This window comes from Rossellomorea sp. H136 (assembly GCF_056838065.1).
This window is the reverse complement of sequence record NZ_CM166371.1, coordinates 163405-183579: the sequence shown is the minus strand read 5'-3', so window position 1 is coordinate 183579 and position 20175 is coordinate 163405. Positions and strand designations below refer to the sequence as shown.

General features: G+C 43.8%; 14 protein-coding genes, 9 tRNA genes and 3 rRNA genes. 3 read left to right on the top strand and 23 right to left on the bottom strand.

Going from position 1 to position 20175, the window contains the following annotated elements:
* Window positions 1–155: 155 nt before the first annotated feature.
* The 6 genes from glmS to sigW all read right to left on the bottom strand — a co-directional run bounded on the left by glmS (window position 156) and on the right by sigW (window position 7423).
* Window positions 156–1958, bottom strand: a complete 1803-nt coding sequence (glmS, locus tag ACYH0O_RS01040; protein ID WP_482630792.1) for a glutamine--fructose-6-phosphate transaminase (isomerizing) — start codon at window positions 1956–1958, stop codon at window positions 156–158.
* Window positions 1959–2506: 548 nt separating this feature from the next.
* Window positions 2507–3856: a phosphoglucosamine mutase gene (glmM, locus tag ACYH0O_RS01035; protein ID WP_482630791.1), complete on the bottom strand. Its 1350-nt coding sequence runs from the start codon at window positions 3854–3856 to the stop codon at window positions 2507–2509.
* Window positions 3857–3881: 25 nt separating this feature from the next.
* Window positions 3882–5126, bottom strand: coding sequence for a CdaR family protein (locus tag ACYH0O_RS01030; protein ID WP_482630790.1), 1245 nt, complete (start codon window positions 5124–5126; stop codon window positions 3882–3884).
* Window positions 5119–5955: a diadenylate cyclase CdaA gene (gene cdaA / locus ACYH0O_RS01025; protein ID WP_148971376.1), complete on the bottom strand. Its 837-nt coding sequence runs from the start codon at window positions 5953–5955 to the stop codon at window positions 5119–5121. Before cdaA ends, ACYH0O_RS01030 begins: the two co-directional genes overlap by 8 nt.
* 235 nt (window positions 5956–6190) lie before the next feature.
* Window positions 6191–6844 carry a zf-HC2 domain-containing protein gene (locus ACYH0O_RS01020; protein ID WP_482630789.1) on the bottom strand — a complete coding sequence of 218 codons (654 nt, stop codon included), beginning with the start codon at window positions 6842–6844 and terminating at the stop codon, window positions 6191–6193.
* A gap of 15 nt (window positions 6845–6859) precedes the next feature.
* Complete coding sequence (gene sigW, locus ACYH0O_RS01015; protein ID WP_113970158.1) at window positions 6860–7423, bottom strand: RNA polymerase sigma factor SigW; 564 nt, start codon at window positions 7421–7423, stop codon at window positions 6860–6862.
* A gap of 166 nt (window positions 7424–7589) precedes the next feature.
* Between sigW and ACYH0O_RS01010 the strand changes: the two genes are divergently transcribed.
* Window positions 7590–7751 carry an aspartyl-phosphate phosphatase Spo0E family protein gene (locus ACYH0O_RS01010; protein WP_098351124.1) on the top strand — a complete coding sequence of 54 codons (162 nt, stop codon included), beginning with the start codon at window positions 7590–7592 and terminating at the stop codon, window positions 7749–7751.
* Between the two features lie 61 nt (window positions 7752–7812).
* On the opposite strand, the gene rocF is transcribed toward ACYH0O_RS01010, so the two are convergent.
* The 14 genes from rocF to ACYH0O_RS00940 all read right to left on the bottom strand — a co-directional run bounded on the left by rocF (window position 7813) and on the right by ACYH0O_RS00940 (window position 15743).
* Window positions 7813–8715, bottom strand: coding sequence for an arginase (gene rocF / locus ACYH0O_RS01005; RefSeq protein WP_149157934.1), 903 nt, complete (start codon window positions 8713–8715; stop codon window positions 7813–7815).
* A 448-nt stretch (window positions 8716–9163) separates the two neighbouring features.
* Window positions 9164–9239, bottom strand: a tRNA-Ala gene (locus tag ACYH0O_RS01000).
* 60 nt (window positions 9240–9299) lie between these two features.
* A tRNA-Lys gene (locus ACYH0O_RS00995) sits at window positions 9300–9372 on the bottom strand.
* A 5-nt stretch (window positions 9373–9377) separates the two neighbouring features.
* Window positions 9378–9452: transfer RNA gene (locus ACYH0O_RS00990), tRNA-Gln, on the bottom strand.
* 68 nt (window positions 9453–9520) lie between these two features.
* Window positions 9521–9604, bottom strand: a tRNA-Tyr gene (locus ACYH0O_RS00985).
* Between the two features lie 11 nt (window positions 9605–9615).
* Window positions 9616–9691 (bottom strand) — tRNA-Thr (locus ACYH0O_RS00980).
* A 98-nt stretch (window positions 9692–9789) separates the two neighbouring features.
* Window positions 9790–9865: transfer RNA gene (locus ACYH0O_RS00975), tRNA-Val, on the bottom strand.
* A 41-nt stretch (window positions 9866–9906) separates the two neighbouring features.
* Window positions 9907–9981, bottom strand: a tRNA-Glu gene (locus tag ACYH0O_RS00970).
* Between the two features lie 20 nt (window positions 9982–10001).
* Window positions 10002–10074 (bottom strand) — tRNA-Thr (locus ACYH0O_RS00965).
* Between the two features lie 2 nt (window positions 10075–10076).
* Window positions 10077–10151: transfer RNA gene (locus ACYH0O_RS00960), tRNA-Asn, on the bottom strand.
* An 8-nt stretch (window positions 10152–10159) separates the two neighbouring features.
* Window positions 10160–10276 (bottom strand): 5S ribosomal RNA (rrf, locus tag ACYH0O_RS00955).
* 151 nt (window positions 10277–10427) lie between these two features.
* Window positions 10428–13363, bottom strand: a 23S ribosomal RNA gene (locus ACYH0O_RS00950).
* A gap of 224 nt (window positions 13364–13587) precedes the next feature.
* Window positions 13588–15139: ribosomal RNA gene (locus ACYH0O_RS00945) — 16S ribosomal RNA — on the bottom strand.
* The 16S, 23S and 5S rRNA genes sit together here with 9 tRNA genes alongside, the layout of an rRNA operon.
* A gap of 376 nt (window positions 15140–15515) precedes the next feature.
* Entirely contained in the window at window positions 15516–15743 is a 228-nt protein-coding gene (locus ACYH0O_RS00940; protein WP_113970914.1) for a hypothetical protein, read from the bottom strand.
* A gap of 140 nt (window positions 15744–15883) precedes the next feature.
* On the opposite strand from ACYH0O_RS00940, the gene pdaB reads away from it, so the two are divergent.
* Window positions 15884–16633, top strand: a complete 750-nt coding sequence (pdaB, locus tag ACYH0O_RS00935; RefSeq protein ID WP_482630788.1) for a polysaccharide deacetylase family sporulation protein PdaB — start codon at window positions 15884–15886, stop codon at window positions 16631–16633.
* Window positions 16634–16679: 46 nt separating this feature from the next.
* On the opposite strand, the gene ACYH0O_RS00930 is transcribed toward pdaB, so the two are convergent.
* Window positions 16680–17315 carry a KinB-signaling pathway activation protein gene (locus ACYH0O_RS00930; protein WP_482630787.1) on the bottom strand — a complete coding sequence of 212 codons (636 nt, stop codon included), beginning with the start codon at window positions 17313–17315 and terminating at the stop codon, window positions 16680–16682.
* Between the two features lie 149 nt (window positions 17316–17464).
* Here ACYH0O_RS00930 and gerD point away from each other — a divergent pair, with 149 nt between their 5' ends.
* Entirely contained in the window at window positions 17465–18106 is a 642-nt protein-coding gene (gerD, locus tag ACYH0O_RS00925; RefSeq protein ID WP_482630786.1) for a spore germination lipoprotein GerD, read from the top strand.
* Window positions 18107–18163: 57 nt separating this feature from the next.
* Here the strand turns inward: gerD and ACYH0O_RS00920 are convergent, their stop codons facing one another.
* A complete protein-coding gene (locus tag ACYH0O_RS00920; RefSeq protein WP_482630785.1) occupies window positions 18164–19213 on the bottom strand; it encodes a P-loop NTPase in 1050 nt (349 codons plus the stop codon).
* A gap of 145 nt (window positions 19214–19358) precedes the next feature.
* Entirely contained in the window at window positions 19359–20087 is a 729-nt protein-coding gene (gene cwlD, locus ACYH0O_RS00915; RefSeq protein WP_482630784.1) for an N-acetylmuramoyl-L-alanine amidase CwlD, read from the bottom strand.
* Between the last annotated feature and the right edge of the window lie 88 nt (window positions 20088–20175).

Below are 20175 nucleotides of genomic sequence, written 5' to 3'. Positions count from 1 at the left end.
CGATGGAGAAAGCTAAAAAACCTTGATATAGTTGAATTACAACTATATCAAGGTGATAATTTTTGGCATACTATCTTATAACATATGACAAAATCAAATATATTTTATGACAGTATTAGATATTACTCACACACAGGTTTTCGTCTATTCAATTCTTACTCAACCGTAACCGACTTTGCCAGGTTACGCGGCTTATCTACATCACAATCGCGGTGCAGAGCAGCATAGTAAGAAATTAATTGTAATGGGATGACAGAGATAAGAGGTGTTAACAATGGGTTAACCTCCGGGATGACGAAGCGATCTTCTTCGTCTTCTAAGCCTTTCATGGAAATGATACAAGGGTTTGCTCCACGAGCGACTACCTCTTTCACATTTCCTCTGATGCCTAAGTTTACTTCTTCTTGAGTTGCAAGTGCAACGATCGGAGTACCTTCTTCGATCAGAGCGATCGTACCGTGTTTAAGCTCTCCTCCGGCAAATCCTTCTGCCTGGATGTAAGAGATTTCTTTCAGCTTCAAAGCGCCTTCCAGACCTACATAGAAGTCCAGTGAGCGGCCGATGAAGAAACAGTTGCGAGTCGTTGACAGATATTCGCGTGCGATATCTTCAAACTCTTCTTTCGTATCGCAAAGTGCTTCCATCGCAGTAGCAACAATACCAAGCTCTTGAACAAGATCAAAGTCCTGGTTGTTTCCACATGCCTGCCCAGCAACGTGTGCAAGGATAGCAAGTACAGCCAACTGAGCTGTGTACGCTTTTGTTGAAGCAACGGCGATTTCCGGTCCTGCATGAAGAAGCAATGTGTAATCCGCTTCTCGAGACAGCGTAGAACCCGCTACGTTTGTAATCGTTAATGATTTATGACCAAGCTCTTTGACTTGAACCAGTACAGCACGACTATCTGCCGTTTCACCACTTTGCGAAATAAAGATAAATAGTGGTTTCTTAGAAAGTAAAGGCATATTGTAACTGAATTCGCTTGCTACATGAACTTCTACAGGAATTCCTGCACTCTTCTCGATGAATTGCTTTCCAACAAGACCAGCGTGGTAGCTCGTTCCACATGCAATGATGTAGACACGGTCCGCTTCTTTCATCGCGCCGACGATTGGCTCATCGATGTGAAGCTCGTTGTTCTCATTTTGGTAAGCTTGAATGATTTTACGCATCACTAGTGGCTGTTCATCGATTTCTTTAAGCATATAGTGAGGGTATGTTCCTTTTTCGATATCACTCGCATCGATTTCAGCGGTGTAAGGAGCACGTTCCATTACTTCACCGATCAGATTTTGAATTTCAACCTTTTCTTTCGTTACGATGACCATTTCTTTATCCATAAGCTCAACGTATTGGTCTGTTACTTGAATCATCGCCATAGCATCACTTGCTACAACGTTGAAGTCTTTTCCAAGACCTACGAGCAGTGGACTTTTATTTTTCGCTACATAGATTGTTTCATCATTTTCAGAATCTAAAAGGGCGATGGCATAAGAGCCTTTAAGAAGCATTAACGTTTGACGGAAAGCTTCCTCTACCGTGTTTCCATCTTCTACAATCTTTTCAATCAACTGAACGATTACTTCTGTATCCGTGTCACTCTTGAACGATACATCCGTTAAATATTCACGCTTAAGTTGAGAGTAATTTTCGATTACTCCGTTATGAACGATTGTAAAACGGCCTGAATTACTTTGATGAGGGTGAGCATTCACCTTGCTTGGTACACCGTGGGTAGCCCAGCGCGTGTGACCGATTCCTGTGTTGCTTGAGACACTCTCATCAACGATACCGCGAAGGTCGGCAATACGACCCTTCTCTTTAAACACATGGATGCCTTCATCGTTTTGAATGGCAATACCTGCAGAGTCATAACCGCGGTACTCAAGCTTTTCAAGACCTTTTAAAAGAATTTCCTTTGTATCTGAATTTCCAATATATCCAACAATTCCACACATAATTAATATATCCTCCCTGAACATGCAAGGGGGCAAGAACTCTTTTGGGGACAACTTGCCCCCTTATCTCTGTTTGTCATTAGTATTTTCATTGGTCACTTTTTTCTTCCCTTTGTCCATTAAGTTGCCTCAACGATTTAAGGAAGAAACTTTCGGTTCGGTGAAACATGCGAACCGGGAGGCATCCGCCGAATGCTCGATAAACCTCCACCTCGTCAACTAAACGATCCTTTTCGTATCCATCGTTTAGCCCTGGCGCTTTATAAGGATGATTACTCACTATCCACCTTTCCTTCTTGAATCATTTCCATTTAATTTGAAAAACGAAAACAAAATCATCATACACTAGCATGTTTCCCTTAGTCAATAAAAATCTTACAAGAACAAGAAGTTGTTATCCCATTGTCATGTTCCCGAAATAGAGCAGTGATAAACCCTTAGAAAAAAACTTCCTTTTTCAGATCATTAGTTCGATGACATTCAAAAGTACTCTACTTATTAAATATGCATAAGGGGCACATATTGACCCCTTATGCATATAAATTCCACTATTCGTTCAGACCCATTTCTTCATCAACGACTTGTACGATTTCATTTACATAACGATCACAAAGTTCTTCGGTAGGAGCTTCTGCCATGACACGCACTAACGGCTCCGTTCCAGAAGGACGAACAAGGATACGGCCATTTCCGTTCATTTCTTCTTCAACCTTTTGAATCACTTTTTTAACTATGTCATTATCCGTTACATGGTGCTTGTCTGTCACTCGTACATTCACAAGTTTTTGTGGGAACTTTTGCATTTCTCCCGCTAGTTCAGATAATGATTTGCCAGTCACTTTCATAATGTTTACAAGTTGGATACCCGTTAACAGACCGTCTCCTGTTGTATTGTAATCCAGGAAGATGATGTGGCCTGATTGCTCACCGCCAAGAGTATAGCCATGTTTCTTCATTTCTTCCACTACATAACGATCTCCAACCGCGGTTTGAATGCTTTGGATCCCATTCTCTTCAAGACCTTTATGGAATCCAAGATTACTCATGACTGTAGATACGACAGTAGACTGTTTTAACTGACCTTGTGACTTTAAGTATTTACCGCAGATGTACATGATCTGGTCACCATCCACGATTTGTCCATGCTCATCGATTGCGATAATACGGTCCCCATCCCCATCAAAGGCAAGCCCCAGGTCTGCACCTTTTTCTTTCACCATCTCAGCAAGTGCTTCAGGGTGGGTAGATCCTACACCCTCATTGATATTCAACCCGTTTGGTGATGCTCCCATCGTCGAGATGTCAGCATCCAAATCAGCAAACAGATGAGTAGCAAGAGCGGATGTTGCACCGTGTGCACAATCTAACGCAATATGTAAACCATCGAAATCTTCGTCTACTGACTGTTTTAAATACTGCAGATATTTTTGACCGCCTTCGAAATAGTCACTTACTTGTCCTAAATCAGCACCGATTGGACGAGGAAGCTGATCAACTGTTTGATCTAATAGATCTTCAATTTCATTTTCCTGGTCATCCGATAACTTGAAACCATCCGGTCCGAAGAATTTAATTCCGTTATCCCCTACAGGATTATGAGAAGCTGAGATCATGACACCAGCTTGAGCTCCTAACGCTCTTGTTAAGTAAGCTACCCCTGGAGTTGAAATGACACCTAAGCGCATCACTTCAGCACCAATTGATAGAAGTCCGGCTACAAGAGCTCCTTCCAGCATATGTCCGGAAATTCGAGTATCTCTTCCAATCAATATTTTGGGACGCGTAGCATCCTTTGTTAGAACATATCCACCGAAACGTCCAAGCTTAAATGCTAATTCCGGTGTTAATTCTGTGTTCGCTACACCTCTTACTCCATCAGTTCCAAAATACTTACCCATTGTCATTCTCTCCTTTTTACAGCTCTTATGCTGATGTGTTCTTTTCTTTAATTTCTACTTTTACTGTTCGCTGAGACAAGGTCCATTCAACATCCTCCGGTCCTTCTGCCTCTATTTCCACCTCATGTTCACCGGGCTCGAGCCCTGAAAGATCCAGAGCAAGCGAGAAGTCTTCTTTCGTCACTTTGCTCACCTGTGCATTCTGACCTTTCAGCGCTACATTGACGACACCTTTTTCAGGTGACATGATTGTATATTCATATTCTTCAGCTAATCCTTGTGGGGTGATTTCAAGTCCTGATAGGCTCTTTTCCTCGGTTGTGTTGACATCAACCTTCACCTTAACTTCTTCAGGAGCCACTTTATTTAAGCCATCTTGCAGGGCGAGCGGTACCGTAATGGTTGAATCCTTCGTAATCTTAGAAAGGTCTATTTCTGCAAGCAGCTCTTCCACTGTATCAAGTACATCCTGTCTGCCGAAGATGGTTGCCTCTTTAGGCTCAACTGAAATCGACTCCAGCGTCGTCCCTTCTGGAAGACTACCTTTTTGTTTAATCGTGACCGGTACACTCTTACTTTTGTTTACAACCGATACGGTCACATCGACCACTTCCGGATCAATTTGAACATCTAATTTATTATACTCACGGTCAAGCACTTGCACCCTGGCTTCCCTTGTGACATTTTCATTGATTTCCTCATCAAGATCAAGTGTCGCAATGACATATGCAATTCTCTCCACTTCATCCTTCGAGCCTGTCACTTTCACCGATTTCGGATCAACAGCCAGTCCTTCTGCTTCATATCCATTGGATAAAATACTCTCATTGAATTGAGGTTCAATCGTAAATTCTTCGGTTACCTTTTCTTGAACCGATATATTGACGAATTCCGGATCGAGTTTCACTTTGAGTTTTTCAGAAATATTATCTATATTAATATCAACCTGATGCTCTCCGATACCGATATCATTTAAGTCTACATAAACCCGGAAATCCTTCACTTGTTTGGCTTGTTGAACAATTGCCTTAGATCCTTCTACAGTCACATTCACCGTATCTGGCAAGCCGCTTACTTCTAAATTCTCACGATCATAGAAAACTTCAAGCGGGACGTCCTGGATCGTTTCAATCGCATTTTGAGAGTTACCGTTGTTGTTGTTGTTAGCCGTCTTCTGAATATCATCAAAGTTGACGGAGAGATAGAGAATGAATGCTAACATCAATCCCACAATACGCATGAACCAACGACTTTCCATGAATTTATCCATTTTCTTTCTTCCCCCTAAAACTCCATTTCGTCGAGGAAGCATTTGTCTTATCGCCTATGAGCTCTACCATAAGAATTTCTGTGAAGCGCTCCAAAGAGAGGTCGCGATGTAACTCTCCATTTTTCGTAATGGAGATAGCTCCCGTTTCTTCTGATACAACAATCGTAATACTATCTGTTACCTCACTGACGCCAAGTGCTGCCCGGTGTCTTGTTCCAAGTTCTTTCGAAATGAATGGGCTTTCCGATAATGGAAGATAACAAGCCGCTGCAGCAATTTGATTTTTTTGAATGATAACAGCTCCATCATGAAGAGGTGTATTGGGAATAAAGATATTAATCAGCAATTGGGAAGTAATCTTGGCATTGAGTGGTATACCTGTTTCAATATAATCACTCATCCCTGTTTCCCGTTCAAGAGTAAGGAGGGCACCAATTCGACGTTTTGCCATGTAGCTTACGGCTTTCGTCATTGATTCAATCATCTGCTCCTGCTCTTCTTCTTCCTGAAGTCCAGTCCTTGAGAATAAACGGCCCCTTCCCAATTGTTCAAGGGCTCTGCGGAGTTCAGGCTGGAAAATGATAATAATCGCCAGGAACCCCCATGTGAGGGCTTGCTCCATCATCCATCCCAGTGTATCCAATCCAAAGATACTACTAAGACCTCTCACAATGATAATGACAAAAATACCTTTTAATAATTGTACTGCTTTCGTTCCTTTTATCAGCATGATCAGTTTATAGATTACAAACCATACTACGAGTATATCTACTATATCCGAGACATAATCCAGCGCGGAGTAATCCGAAAAAATATCGATAAACGGCATATTACATCCTCCAATAGCTTAATCGAAAGCGTAAGCCGCCATGTGTGGCTTCTCCATTTTCGTAACGTTCCTATTATAGCATATTTTATCACTGTCAAATGAAAGACACCCACGGCTTCATGATTCTTTCTTTTCTATTCATGAACTCACGTTTTTGCATAAAAAAACTGACATAGATTCATATATGTCAGTCCTTTTTAGGGACGGACCTTACTTCCATCCCCTCTATTTTATCCTACTTTTCTTCAAGTTGCGAATTTCCCCAATCCATCGTGTCTTTAGCCCCTTTTTTGATCTGGTACCAAAGCCACTCAAATGCTGCATCGATTTCATGGATTTCTCCTGTCACGCTCCCTGCAGAAGCCAAGTACTGCTTTCCGTTATTGACCGTCACATTTCCATTAATGACCGTCACATTCCCCGTTACTTTTCCTTCAATTTTCACATCACCATTCCGGACCGTCAGATCTCCATTCACGACTTCACCCTCAGGCACCACGACCGTATGATCCTGAACCACTAACTTCGCATTCTTCGTAAATGAAAAATCCTGATCGTCATTCCATGAAGTTAAGAAGCTGCCGGTCATAAAGAAAAGGAATAGGGCAGCAGCCGTGAGTAGCGGATGGTGGCGGAACCACCTCTCGACCCCCACTTTCTTCTTCTCTTTCGGCAATCTTGACATAACTTTATCTGTAAAGTCTGCAGAAGCACTAATATGAGAGGTACTCTGTACAAACGCAATCGCTTTTTTCAGCTCATGAAAGTGATGCTGACACTCACTGCATTCCTGTAAATGATGCTTCAGCATTTCTTCTTTTTCTCTATTTAAATCTCCATCTAAATAATCGTGCATATACTCGATGATTTCTTCAGGACAAGGTTTCATATTCACTCACCCTCTCTACAGTGATCTTAATTGTTTACGGAGAGCTTCACGCCCCCTATGTACTCTCGTTTTAACCGTTCCCAGGGGTAAATCCAATATCTCGCTGATTTCTTGAAGAGGAAGCTCCTCGATATATTTTAAAACAATCACCGATCGATACTTCTCAGGCAACTTGGAAATTTCCTTCTGAATAGTTTCCTGAAGCTCCATATTCTCTACTTCTTCTTCTGGGAGCTGAACATCCGCAGCCACTTGTGAGTACATCGTCAAGCCCTCAGTCCCTGCTACCTCTGCATCTAAGAAATAATCCGGTTTCTTCTTACGGATCCTGTCGATACAAAGATTTGTCGCTATCCTAAATAGCCAGGTCGAAAACTTTCTCTTCTGATTAAAGGTTTCAATATTGACATATGCCCTGATAAAAGCTTCTTGGGCAATATCCTCTGCTTCATGACGATTTCCAAGCATCCGGTAGCAGATTTGGAACACTTTATCCTTATAAAGCTCGACTAATTCGGCAAAGGCGTTCTGATCACCTTTCAATACTTGCTTAATCCGCTTTTTCACTAACGCTTCCATTTCACAACCTCCGCTCTATGCGGCTATATTTATATACGTAACTTCCTATCATAAGGTTTCAATTTTTTTATATTACTATCCTAACAAATTTTCCGGGAAAAATGTTTACAATTATTAGAAAAAGGGTATAAAGGAACTAATTATTTCTTTGTGGGAGGATCTCGAAATGAGGGGAAGAATGAATGATTTATTATTTCAAATTGAAGACTGCCGTCGCCAAATGGTTGAACTAGCATTAAAGTCATCCTTTGCCGACGAGCAAGTAGTTGATTTGAGTACTCGTCTTGATGATCTGTTAAATCAATATCAAGTGGTCAAGCACCATTGAAGCGAAATAGATGAAGGCTGAGAACCTCGAAGGGTTCTCAGCCTTATTTTTTTCCTTTTGATTATAGTAATTTCTCTCCAAATAGTGACCCCATCAACGCAACAGCAACAGTAGCGGTTTTATTCTTCTCATCCAGGATAGGATTTACCTCTACAAATTCTGCAGAAGTAATCATTCCTGACTCTTCCAGCATCTCCATCGCTAAGTGACTTTCTCGGTAGCTGATTCCTCCAAGAACAGGAGTACCTACACCAGGTGCGTCGCTCGGGTCTAATCCGTCTAAATCAAGTGATAAATGGACACCATCCGTTCTACCCTTCAAATAGTCAATGGACTCTTCCATTACCTTTGTCATGCCAAGGCGATCGATTTCGTGCATCGTGTAAACTTTAATGCCTTTTTCTTTAATTAACTCTCTTTCACCTTCATCTAATGAACGTGCTCCAATAATGACTATATTCTCAGGCTTGATCTTTGGTGAGCTCTGCCCGATACCCGTCAAATCTTCATGGCCGATGCCCAGGCTTACCGCAAGAGGCATTCCATGGATGTTACCTGACGGAGACGTATCCCCCGTATTCAAATCACCGTGAGCGTCATACCAAATCACACCTAAGTTTTCATAGTGAGACGAAACACCAGCCAATGTTCCTATGGCAATACTGTGGTCTCCACCAAAGATTAATGGGAAATCTCCACTCCCGATTACATCATTCACCTTACCAGCCAACGTCTCGCTAGCTTCAGCAACCGCTTTCAAATTACGCAGGTTCGTATCAGGATTATTATGTACACGCTCAGCCTGGCCAATCTCAATATCACCCAAGTCTTTAATGTCATATCCAAGGTTCTCAAGACGCTCAACAATACCGGCGTAACGAATCGCACTCGGTCCCATATCCACGCCTCTGCGCATTTGACCTAAATCCATTGGTACACCAATAATAGAAATATTTTTCTTCATGAAAAATTCCCCCAATTCGAAATTTATTTACACCTCTATTCTATCCATATTATGAGCCATGGTTCAACTGGACAGGATTGTGTATATATATGCGTGTGTAGAGGGATATAAGGTAGATTGATGTAAGATTATGTAGACGGGTTTTTAGGCGAAGATGCAAGTGTGGGATCGATTTTGGTTTGAGGAGCGTGGTAATGATCATTTTGGCATAATATCCAGAATTTGAAAATAACTGGTCCAGAATTGAAAATAAATGTTGGAAAGTTAAAAATATCCTTTTAATTGAAATATTTTTTAAGGGGATTGAATGATTTTCGTATACTTGTCCAATACAAAAAAACCTCGAATCTCCTAAAAGATTCAAGGTTCAATCATGTCGTATGTATGGTTATTTTACTCCGCTAATGCTTCGTAAGCGGATAGAAATTTTGCTTCTAGCAAAAATCTTTGGTGGAGCCTAGCGGGATCGAACCGCTGACCTCCTGCGTGCAAAGCAGGCGCTCTCCCAGCTGAGCTAAGGCCCCATATGTTATGGATTATAGAGAAATTCTCACACCTTACGTAGCATGTGAGAAAATGTGTGATGAGCCATGAAGGACTCGAACCTTCGACCCTCTGATTAAAAGTCAGATGCTCTACCAACTGAGCTAATGGCTCTTAATTGGCTGGGCTAGCTGGATTCGAACCAACGCATGTCGCAGTCAAAGTGCGATGCCTTACCGCTTGGCTATAGCCCAATAATTACTTTAATGGCATAAAAAAGGGACATTTATAGGATGTCCATTTTACACTTAAATATACAAAATGGTGGAGGGGGGCAGATTCGAACTGCCGAACCCGAAGGAGCGGATTTACAGTCCGCCGCGTTTAGCCACTTCGCTACCCCTCCAGCTAAATAAATGGTGCCGGCAAGAGGACTTGAACCCCCAACCTACTGATTACAAGTCAGTTGCTCTACCAGTTGAGCTACACCGGCATATATGATTGGTTTACTTTCATATGAAGACTAATTAATGAAAAATAGTTTTCATATAGGTATTTTAAGGATAGATATTTTGCTGACGCAAAAATCTTTGGTGGAGGATGACGGGATCGAACCGCCGACCCTCTGCTTGTAAGGCAGATGCTCTCCCAGCTGAGCTAATCCTCCACTATGTAATTGGTGGGTTATTTTGCTTACGCAAAAAACTTTGGTGACCCATACGGGATTCGAACCCGTGTTACCGCCGTGAAAGGGCGGTGTCTTAACCGCTTGACCAATGGGCCATTCTGAATAAAAATATAAAAGCTTCCAACCGGGCTCGAACCGGTGACCTCTTCCTTACCATGGAAGCACTCTACCTGCTGAGCTATGGAAGCAATGGCTCCGCAGGCAAGATTCGAACTTGCGACCGATCGGTTAACAGCCGATAGCTCTACCACTGAGCTACTGCGGAATGATATAGCCTGGCGATGTCCTACTCTCACAGGGGGAGATCCCCCAACTACCATCGGCGCTGAAGAGCTTAACTTCCGTGTTCGGCATGGGAACGGGTGTGACCTCTTCGCCATTATCACCAGACATATTGCTTACAATGACAAATATTATTATATAATATTTTCGAGATTTTTCAAGGGGTAAATTAAAATTTATTCCCTGAAAACTAGATAAAGAATTGATGTCAAGAAAGCCGAATACCGACCAATTGTTGTTCATTTAAAAATGACTCTTTGTGGTTAAGTCCTCGATCGATTAGTATCAGTCAACTCCACATGTCGCCATGCTTCCATCTCTGACCTATCTACCTAGTCATCTTCTAGGGATCTTACTCACATACGTGATGGGAAATCTCATCTCGAGGGGGGCTTCATGCTTAGATGCTTTCAGCACTTATCCCTTCCGCACATAGCTACCCAGCGATGCCTTTGGCAAGACAACTGGTACACCAGCGGTGCGTCCATCCCGGTCCTCTCGTACTAAGGACAGCTCCTCTCAAATTTCCTGCGCCCACGACGGATAGGGACCGAACTGTCTCACGACGTTCTGAACCCAGCTCGCGTACCGCTTTAATGGGCGAACAGCCCAACCCTTGGGACCGACTACAGCCCCAGGATGCGATGAGCCGACATCGAGGTGCCAAACCTCCCCGTCGATGTGGACTCTTGGGGGAGATAAGCCTGTTATCCCCGGGGTAGCTTTTATCCGTTGAGCGATGGCCCTTCCATGCGGAACCACCGGATCACTAAGCCCGACTTTCGTCCCTGCTCGACTTGTAGGTCTCGCAGTCAAGCTCCCTTGTGCCTTTACACTCTGCGAATGATTTCCAACCATTCTGAGGGAACCTTTGGGCGCCTCCGTTACTCTTTAGGAGGCGACCGCCCCAGTCAAACTGCCCACCTGACACTGTCTCCCACCCCGATAAGGGGCGCGGGTTAGAATTTCAATACAGCCAGGGTAGTATCCCACCGATGCCTCCACCGAAGCTGGCGCTCCGGCTTCCAAGGCTCCTACCTATCCTGTACAAGCTGTACCAAAATTCAATATCAGGCTACAGTAAAGCTCCACGGGGTCTTTCCGTCCTGTCGCGGGTAACCTGCATCTTCACAGGTACTATAATTTCACCGAGTCTCTCGTTGAGACAGTGCCCAGATCGTTACGCCTTTCGTGCGGGTCGGAACTTACCCGACAAGGAATTTCGCTACCTTAGGACCGTTATAGTTACGGCCGCCGTTTACTGGGGCTTCGATTCGCACCTTCGCTTGCGCTAAGCACTCCTCTTAACCTTCCAGCACCGGGCAGGCGTCAGCCCCTATACTTCGCCTTACGGCTTCGCAGAGACCTGTGTTTTTGCTAAACAGTCGCCTGGGCCTATTCACTGCGGCTCTCTCGGGCTTGCACCCTACCAGAGCACCCCTTCTCCCGAAGTTACGGGGTCATTTTGCCGAGTTCCTTAACGAGAGTTCTCTCGCTCACCTTAGGATTCTCTCCTCGCCTACCTGTGTCGGTTTGCGGTACGGGCACCTTTTTCCTCGCTAGAGGCTTTTCTTGGCAGTGTGGAATCAGGAACTTCGCTACTATAATTCGCTCGCTATCACAGCTCAGCCTTCACGATGATGGGATTTGCCTCATCATCAGCCTAACTGCTTAGACGCACATATCCAGCAGTGCGCTTACCCTATCCTCCTGCGTCCCCCCATTGCTCAAACGGAAAAGAGGTGGTACAGGAATATCAACCTGTTGTCCATCGTCTACGCCTATCGGCCTCGACTTAGGTCCCGACTAACCCTGAGCGGACGAGCCTTCCTCAGGAAACCTTAGGCATTCGGTGGATGGGATTCTCACCCATCTTTCGCTACTCATACCGGCATTCTCACTTCTAAGCACTCCACCAGTCCTTACGGTCTAGCTTCGCAGTCCTTAGAACGCTCTCCTACCACTGACACCTAAAGGTGTCAATCCACAGCTTCGGTGATACGTTTAGCCCCGGTACATTTTCGGCGCAGAGTCACTCGACCAGTGAGCTATTACGCACTCTTTAAATGGTGGCTGCTTCTAAGCCAACATCCTGGTTGTCTAAGCAACTCCACATCCTTTTCCACTTAACGTATACTTTGGGACCTTAGCTGGTGGTCTGGGCTGTTTCCCTTTCGACTACGGATCTTATCACTCGCAGTCTGACTCCCATGGATAAGTCTTTGGCATTCGGAGTTTGTCTGAATTCGGTAACCCGATGAGGGCCCCTAGTCCAAACAGTGCTCTACCTCCAAGACTCTTACACATGAGGCTAGCCCTAAAGCTATTTCGGAGAGAACCAGCTATCTCCAAGTTCGATTGGAATTTCTCCGCTACCCACACCTCATCCCCGCACTTTTCAACGTGCGTGGGTTCGGACCTCCATTCAGTGTTACCTGAACTTCATCCTGGACATGGGTAGATCACCTGGTTTCGGGTCTACGACCACATACTCAATTCGCCCTATTCAGACTCGCTTTCGCTGCGGCTCCGTCTCATCGACTTAACCTTGCATGGGATCGTAACTCGCCGGTTCATTCTACAAAAGGCACGCCATCACCCGTTAACGGGCTCTGACTACTTGTAGGCACACGGTTTCAGGTTCTATTTCACTCCCCTTCCGGGGTGCTTTTCACCTTTCCCTCACGGTACTGGTTCACTATCGGTCACTAGGGAGTATTTAGCCTTGGGAGATGGTCCTCCCAGCTTCCGACGGGATTTCACGTGTCCCGCCGTACTCAGGATCCACTCAAGAGAGAATGAAGTTTCAACTACAGGGTTGTTACCTTCTTTGACGAGCCTTTCCAGACTTCTTCGTCTACTTCATTCCTTTGTAACTCCGTATAGAGTGTCCTACAACCCCAAGAGGCAAGCCTCTTGGTTTGGGCTACATCCCGTTTCGCTCGCCGCTACTCAGGGAATCGCAATTGCTTTCTCTTCCTCCAGGTACTTAGATGTTTCAGTTCCCTGGGTCTGCCTTCCATACTCTATGTATTCAAGTAAGGATATTGTTCCATTACGAACAATGGGTTCCCCCATTCGGAAATCTCTGGATCAAAGCTCACTTACAGCTCCCCAAAGCATATCGGTGTTAGTCCCGTCCTTCGTCGGCTCCTAGTGCCAAGGCATCCACCGTGCGCCCTTCATAACTTAACCGAATTGGTTGTTACATCAGGTTTAAAACCTAAAATGGCGATACTCGGTAATTTCTTGACTATCAATTTATCTTTATCTAGTTTTCAAAGAACAAACACATTTTGATCTCGTAAGAGACAAAAAGTTTTGATGGATGGTTATTTTGCTTTCGCAAAAAACCTTATTAAACCATCAAAACTGAACAAAACTTCGACGTGTCAAACGTTTAGTTAAATCTTCCTTAGAAAGGAGGTGATCCAGCCGCACCTTCCGATACGGCTACCTTGTTACGACTTCACCCCAATCATCTGTCCCACCTTAGGCGGCTGGCTCCAAAAGGTTACCTCACCGACTTCGGGTGTTACAAACTCTCGTGGTGTGACGGGCGGTGTGTACAAGGCCCGGGAACGTATTCACCGCGGCATGCTGATCCGCGATTACTAGCGATTCCAGCTTCATGTAGGCGAGTTGCAGCCTACAATCCGAACTGAGAACGGTTTTATGGGATTGGCTAAACCTCGCGGTCTTGCTGCCCTTTGTACCGTCCATTGTAGCACGTGTGTAGCCCAGGTCATAAGGGGCATGATGATTTGACGTCATCCCCACCTTCCTCCGGTTTGTCACCGGCAGTCATCTTAGAGTGCCCAACTGAATGCTGGCAACTAAGATCAAGGGTTGCGCTCGTTGCGGGACTTAACCCAACATCTCACGACACGAGCTGACGACAACCATGCACCACCTGTCACTCTGTCCCCCGAAGGGGAAAGCCCTATCTCTAGGGTTGTCAGAGGATGTCAAGACCTGGTAAGGTTCTTCGCGTTGCTTCGAATTAAACCACATGCTCCACCGCTTGTGCGGGCCCCCGTCAATTCCTTTGAGTTTCAGTCTTGCGACCGTACTCCCCAGGCGGAGTGCTTAATGCGTTAGCTGCAGCACTAAGGGGCGGAAACCCCCTAACACTTAGCACTCATCGTTTACGGCGTGGACTACCAGGGTATCTAATCCTGTTTGCTCCCCACGCTTTCGCGCCTCAGTGTCAGTTACAGACCAGAAAGTCGCCTTCGCCACTGGTGTTCCTCCAAATATCTACGCATTTCACCGCTACACTTGGAATTCCACTTTCCTCTTCTGCACTCAAGTTCCCCAGTTTCCAATGACCCTCCACGGTTGAGCCGTGGGCTTTCACATCAGACTTAAGAAACCACCTGCGCGCGCTTTACGCCCAATAATTCCGGACAACGCTTGCCACCTACGTATTACCGCGGCTGCTGGCACGTAGTTAGCCGTGGCTTTCTGGTTAGGTACCGTCAAGGTACCGCCCTATTCGAACGGTACTTGTTCTTCCCTAACAACAGAGTTTTACGATCCGAAAACCTTCATCACTCACGCGGCGTTGCTCCGTCAGACTTTCGTCCATTGCGGAAGATTCCCTACTGCTGCCTCCCGTAGGAGTCTGGGCCGTGTCTCAGTCCCAGTGTGGCCGATCACCCTCTCAGGTCGGCTACGCATCGTCGCCTTGGTGAGCCGTTACCTCACCAACTAGCTAATGCGCCGCGGGTCCATCTGTAAGTGATAGCTAAAAGCCACCTTTCAACATTTCCTCATGCGAGGAAATGAGTTATCCGGTATTAGCCCCGGTTTCCCGGAGTTATCCCAGTCTTACAGGCAGGTTACCCACGTGTTACTCACCCGTCCGCCGCTGATTGATGGGAGCAAGCTCCCATCAATCCGCTCGACTTGCATGTATTAGGCACGCCGCCAGCGTTCGTCCTGAGCCAGGATCAAACTCTCCGATAAAAGTTTGAATAGCTCTTTAAAAATAAATCTAGAATTAACGTTGACGTATTGTCTTGTTTTGTTCAGTTTTCAAAGTTCAATGCTTGCCGTTTCTGTTTGAAGCGACTTTATTAATTTATCACATATCCTCATGTGATGTCAACTGTTTTTTAAAGATTATTTATTGGTGTTTCTTCTAAATAATTCATTGCGTTTCAGCGACGTTTATTAATATACCAAGTTTATCGGGAGGGGTCAATACATTTCATGAATTTTTTCAAAAAATATTTTAAACACATTACCGCTTTTACACTCCCGCCTCTTAATTCAGCTAGCCGCTCCCATCATTCACAAATAATAAAGCTCCCGTTCGGATACTTACGGAAGCTGATTTTCATCAATATGTTTCTTTCTTCGCTGCCGTCTTCATATACTTAAGACATTCCTTATGACTGGCAAACCTTTTAAAGAGTGAAAATAAGATTTTGTACCGTTCATCCATTGCTCTCTTAACGATATGATCAATTCGAGAATCTTTTAGGTCGAACAGTATTTCATCCATCTCTCTTTTTAACAAATACTCTATTTCTTGTTTCTCTCTGTCATTAATCATTAACCCCAGCAAGTATGTCACCCCTTAATGTTTGTATTTGTAGTTTTTTCCATTAAAAGAAATTTATAATCATTTTTTTATAAGTTAGATATTTTTTCCGGGGACATGCATATCTTTAGTAGAGATAGACGGTTGAACGGAGGGATGAAATATTGAATACGTTTCACACAGTTAATGCTAAGAAGTTAAAGCAAATCAGTCTGATTATCGTGATTTCATTTTTTACTGCCTTGTTTGTATATAGCAGTAACCTTTCGACTCTTTCTGTTTTTAGTACGAAGGATGGACCGAAAGCAATCTACAGAGGGGAAAAGGGAGTCGCGATTACATTCAATATTGGTTGGGGAGATGAAAAAGCGGGGCCGATCCTTGAAGAATTAAAGAAGATGAATGTCCAGTCAGCTACCTTCTTTCTTTCCGGAGCCTGGGCTGAGAGACACCCTGATTTAGTGGAGCAAATTGTGAAGCAGGGACATGAAATCGGAAATCTTGGCTATGCCTATTCCGATTATACGGATATGGAACCAAATAAGATCAAGCAGGACATTTTGAAAGCCGACACCGTTTTTAAGAAGCTGAATGTAAAAGATGTGAAATTATTACGCGTACCAACGGGACACTTTAATAAAGAAACATTAAAGGTAGCTGACTCTCTTGGACTTACTGTGGTTCACTGGAGTGTAGACTCTAAAGATTGGACGAATCCTGGTGTAGATGAAATTATCAATAATGTGAAGAAAGCCAAAAAAGGGGACATCATTCTCCTTCACGCATCGGATTCAGCCAAACAAACGAAATCCGCTTTGCCGACCATCGTGATAGAGTTGAAAGGAAAAGGTAACTTCATTACAGTTTCCGACATGATTTCAAACGGGGATGCCGAGTCCTCCCTCATACAGTAATAAAAGCCCGCTGATGAAGGGAATTCACCAGCGGGCTTTTATATGTTTAACTCTTAGTTGGCTGCTTGCGTTGCCTTTCCATTTGGGACTTCTCGATATATTTAGGAAGGCGCAGAAGCTGAAATGCATTACATGCCAATAAAGCCAGCAGCATAAGGTACAGCCATTTAACGGAATTCACCAGTAAAACCGGCAGCCACTCCAATGTCGTTACAACAATCATAAAGAATAGGGCAGACACAAATGTGTTCGTCTTGGCTTCTGATTGCTGATTCTTCATATAAGCTACGACTAAGCCAACGACCAATATTCCGATCCCAAGAAAAATATAAGGCGTATACGACTCGCCTTCCTCAGCGAAAGCTCTGAATCGGAAGTAGATTAAATCAAACAGGACGAGGGCAATCAGCACCACTTGAACAGGATTCCATAAGCTCTTAAACATTCCCATCCCGAATTGATGGATGGTTAAATATGCGAAATAGCCCATCTGACTGATTACACTAAAGGTGAAACCTACAAATATAAACCAAAGTAGACTGGATAATATGCCAATCACGTTACCGTCTTGAATGTATGGTCCGAACTGATCCCATCTAATGAGAAGTGCGGCGATGGCAGTTACAGTTCCACCGATCACTAACGTATGAATAAAAAAACGAATCCAATTGCGGATGGTCACTTCTATTTTCCTCCAAATATAAAAATATACACTCATTTGATTGTACCAACGCTACTATAAAAAATCCAGGTTCCAGTTTTTATTGTGCATATTTTTTTCGTTATTTCTCATATTAAGTGTAAAGGAATTTGTATGGAAGGAGCCTACCCATGAAAAGATATTCCTTTCTTTTTCTACTGTCGATTCTTCTCCTGTCCGCTTGCGGCGGTGGTGGAGAAACAGGCGGTGGGAAAACGGATTATGAAGAAACCAAGAAAATGGTTGTCGATATATTAAAGACCGATGATGGTAAAAAAGCGATTCAAGAAATCATGTCTGATGAAAAAATGAAATCAGAACTTATTATGGACCAAGGGGTTGTCACTGAGACAATCACGAAGACGTTAACGTCAGAAAAAGGAACTGAATTCTGGAAAAAGTCATTCGAAGACCCTAAATTTGCCGAGGCTATGGCTAAAAGCATGAAGGATGGAAATGAAAAATTACTCAAAGACCTCATGAAGGATCCTGAGTATCAAAAAATGATGATGGACCTCTTTAAGGATCCAGAATTCCAAAAAGAACTAACCGAGACATTAAAAAGCCAAGAATATAGGGAACATCTGCAAAAAGTCATTACGGAAACATTTGAAAGCCCTCTATTTAAGGCTAAGATTCAGGATGTATTATTGAAGGCTGCCGGTGAAATGAAAGAAGGCGGCAAAACTGGCGGTGGTGAACAAGGCGGCGGAGAATCCGGCGGTGGCGGAGAATCTGGAGATTCTGGAGGTTCCGGTAGCGGTGGCCAATAAATTTTAATAAAGGACAAATGCGAGGTAAGCCTCAGCATTTGTCCTTTTTAAGTTTCATTAAGATAGTTTTTCAATCACTTTATGAGCAATGTCACCATAGATCTGCCCTAAACGGTGGTCCTCTGCGTAAATGGAAGGAGCAAAATCCTCTTCGTTCCAGTCAGGTTGTTGAAGTGGAAGCTTACCTAATAAGTCAGTACGGAGTTCTTCCGTAAGCTTCTCTCCTCCGCCTTGACCGAATACGAATTCTTTTTCGCCTGTTAGTTTACTTTCGAAATAGGACATGTTCTCAACCACACCCAGAATGTCATGGTCGGTTTGCAGGGCCATTGCGCCTGCTCGAGCCGCTACAAACGCTGCTGTTGGATGCGGTGTCGTGACGATGATTTCCTTACAATGTGGAAGCATTGTATGCAAATCAAGGGCAACGTCTCCTGTTCCCGGCGGCAGGTCCAGCAGTAAATAGTCCAGTTCTCCCCACTCCACTTCCGAGAAGAAATTATTCAGCATTTTCCCGAGCATAGGACCTCTCCAAATAACGGGAGCATTGTCTTCAACAAAGAAGCCCATTGAAATGACTTTTACACCAAAACGTTCAACTGGAATAATTCTTTCTCCACGAACCACTGGTCGTTTCACGATTCCCATCATATCCGGCACACTGAACCCGTAAATATCAGCATCCACGAGCCCTACTTTTTTGCCTTGACGGGCCAAGGACACAGCTAAGTTAACAGAAACTGTCGACTTCCCTACTCCGCCTTTTCCACTGGCAATCGCAATAAACGTTGTATTACTTGCAGGTGATAATAAATCCGTTCCTTGTCCACCGGATCCTCTATGCTTTTCAAGCTCTTCCTGTGAAAGCTCGGTGAAGCGGATCCCGACAGATTCAGCCCCATTATCCTTTAAGACTTGCACGATCTTTTGCTGGAATTGCATTTGTTCACCAGTACCTGTCTTGGCAATGGCGATCTTCACGCTTACATGCTTCTTTTCTTCCTTAATTGAAATTTCAGCGATACCGTTTGTTTCTTCTAACGTTTTATTTAAAAAAGGATCTTTTAATCCAAATAAAAGTTCGCGTGTCTGTTGTTCAGTTAACATGAATAACCACCCTTTTCTATGTATTCGTTTTCAATCAATCTGCTTTCAGTATAACATATTCTTAGTTGAATGAATGATCAAAAGGTTTTGAATGCTTTTGTTGAATAATGAAATGATTTATTGATAAATAATAAAAGCTGAGAGGTTATTCCTCATCAGCTTTTTCTTTATCTTCATCTTCCATCGTTAAATAATTGAGAACCCCCTGGTATACAGAGGCAGCAATTTTTTGCTGGTAGTCTTCTTTAAGTAAGTTAGCCCGCTCTCCCGGATTGGATAAGAATCCGATTTCCACTAAGGCTCCTGACTTTTTGGCGTGCTTTAAGATATACACATTTTGAATGCCCTTCGCTTCACGTTTGGTGTTTTCTAAATTGCGTATAAGCTCTCCCTGAATGGCTTTTGCAAGGGCTTTATTTTCTTTATACTTTGGATTATAGAATGTTTGGGCTCCGCTCCACTTAGCAGATGGAATGGAGTTCAGATGGATACTTAAAAATAAGTCTGCTTCAGATTCATTGATTAGGCTTAGCCTCTTCTTTAAATCCTCCACTTTCCGGCGGCTGTATCCTTTAGTTCCTTCATCGGCAAGGTCTTCGTCTTTTTCACGGGTCAGGATTACAAGAGCCCCTTGTTCCTGGAGATAATCCCTTATCATCAGAGACACATTTAAAGCGATGTCCTTTTCCAGGGCATCCTGATCACCAGCTCCACCGTCCGGCCCGCCATGTCCGGGATCTATATAGATGATTTTACCTGATAAGGGGAGATTCCAGGAATCCCACGTATCCTTGTCCAGAATCTTATATTGAATAATGAATAATAATATCGCCAGTGCAGTAATCATCCCGATAACCTTAAGTTTCTGAATCATTCCAGTCCTCCCATTTCCAGTTTCAACCCGGAGTATAACCTCTTTATAGCTCCGCTGTCCTTACTAAAAAATATGGGACGAGAGTGAT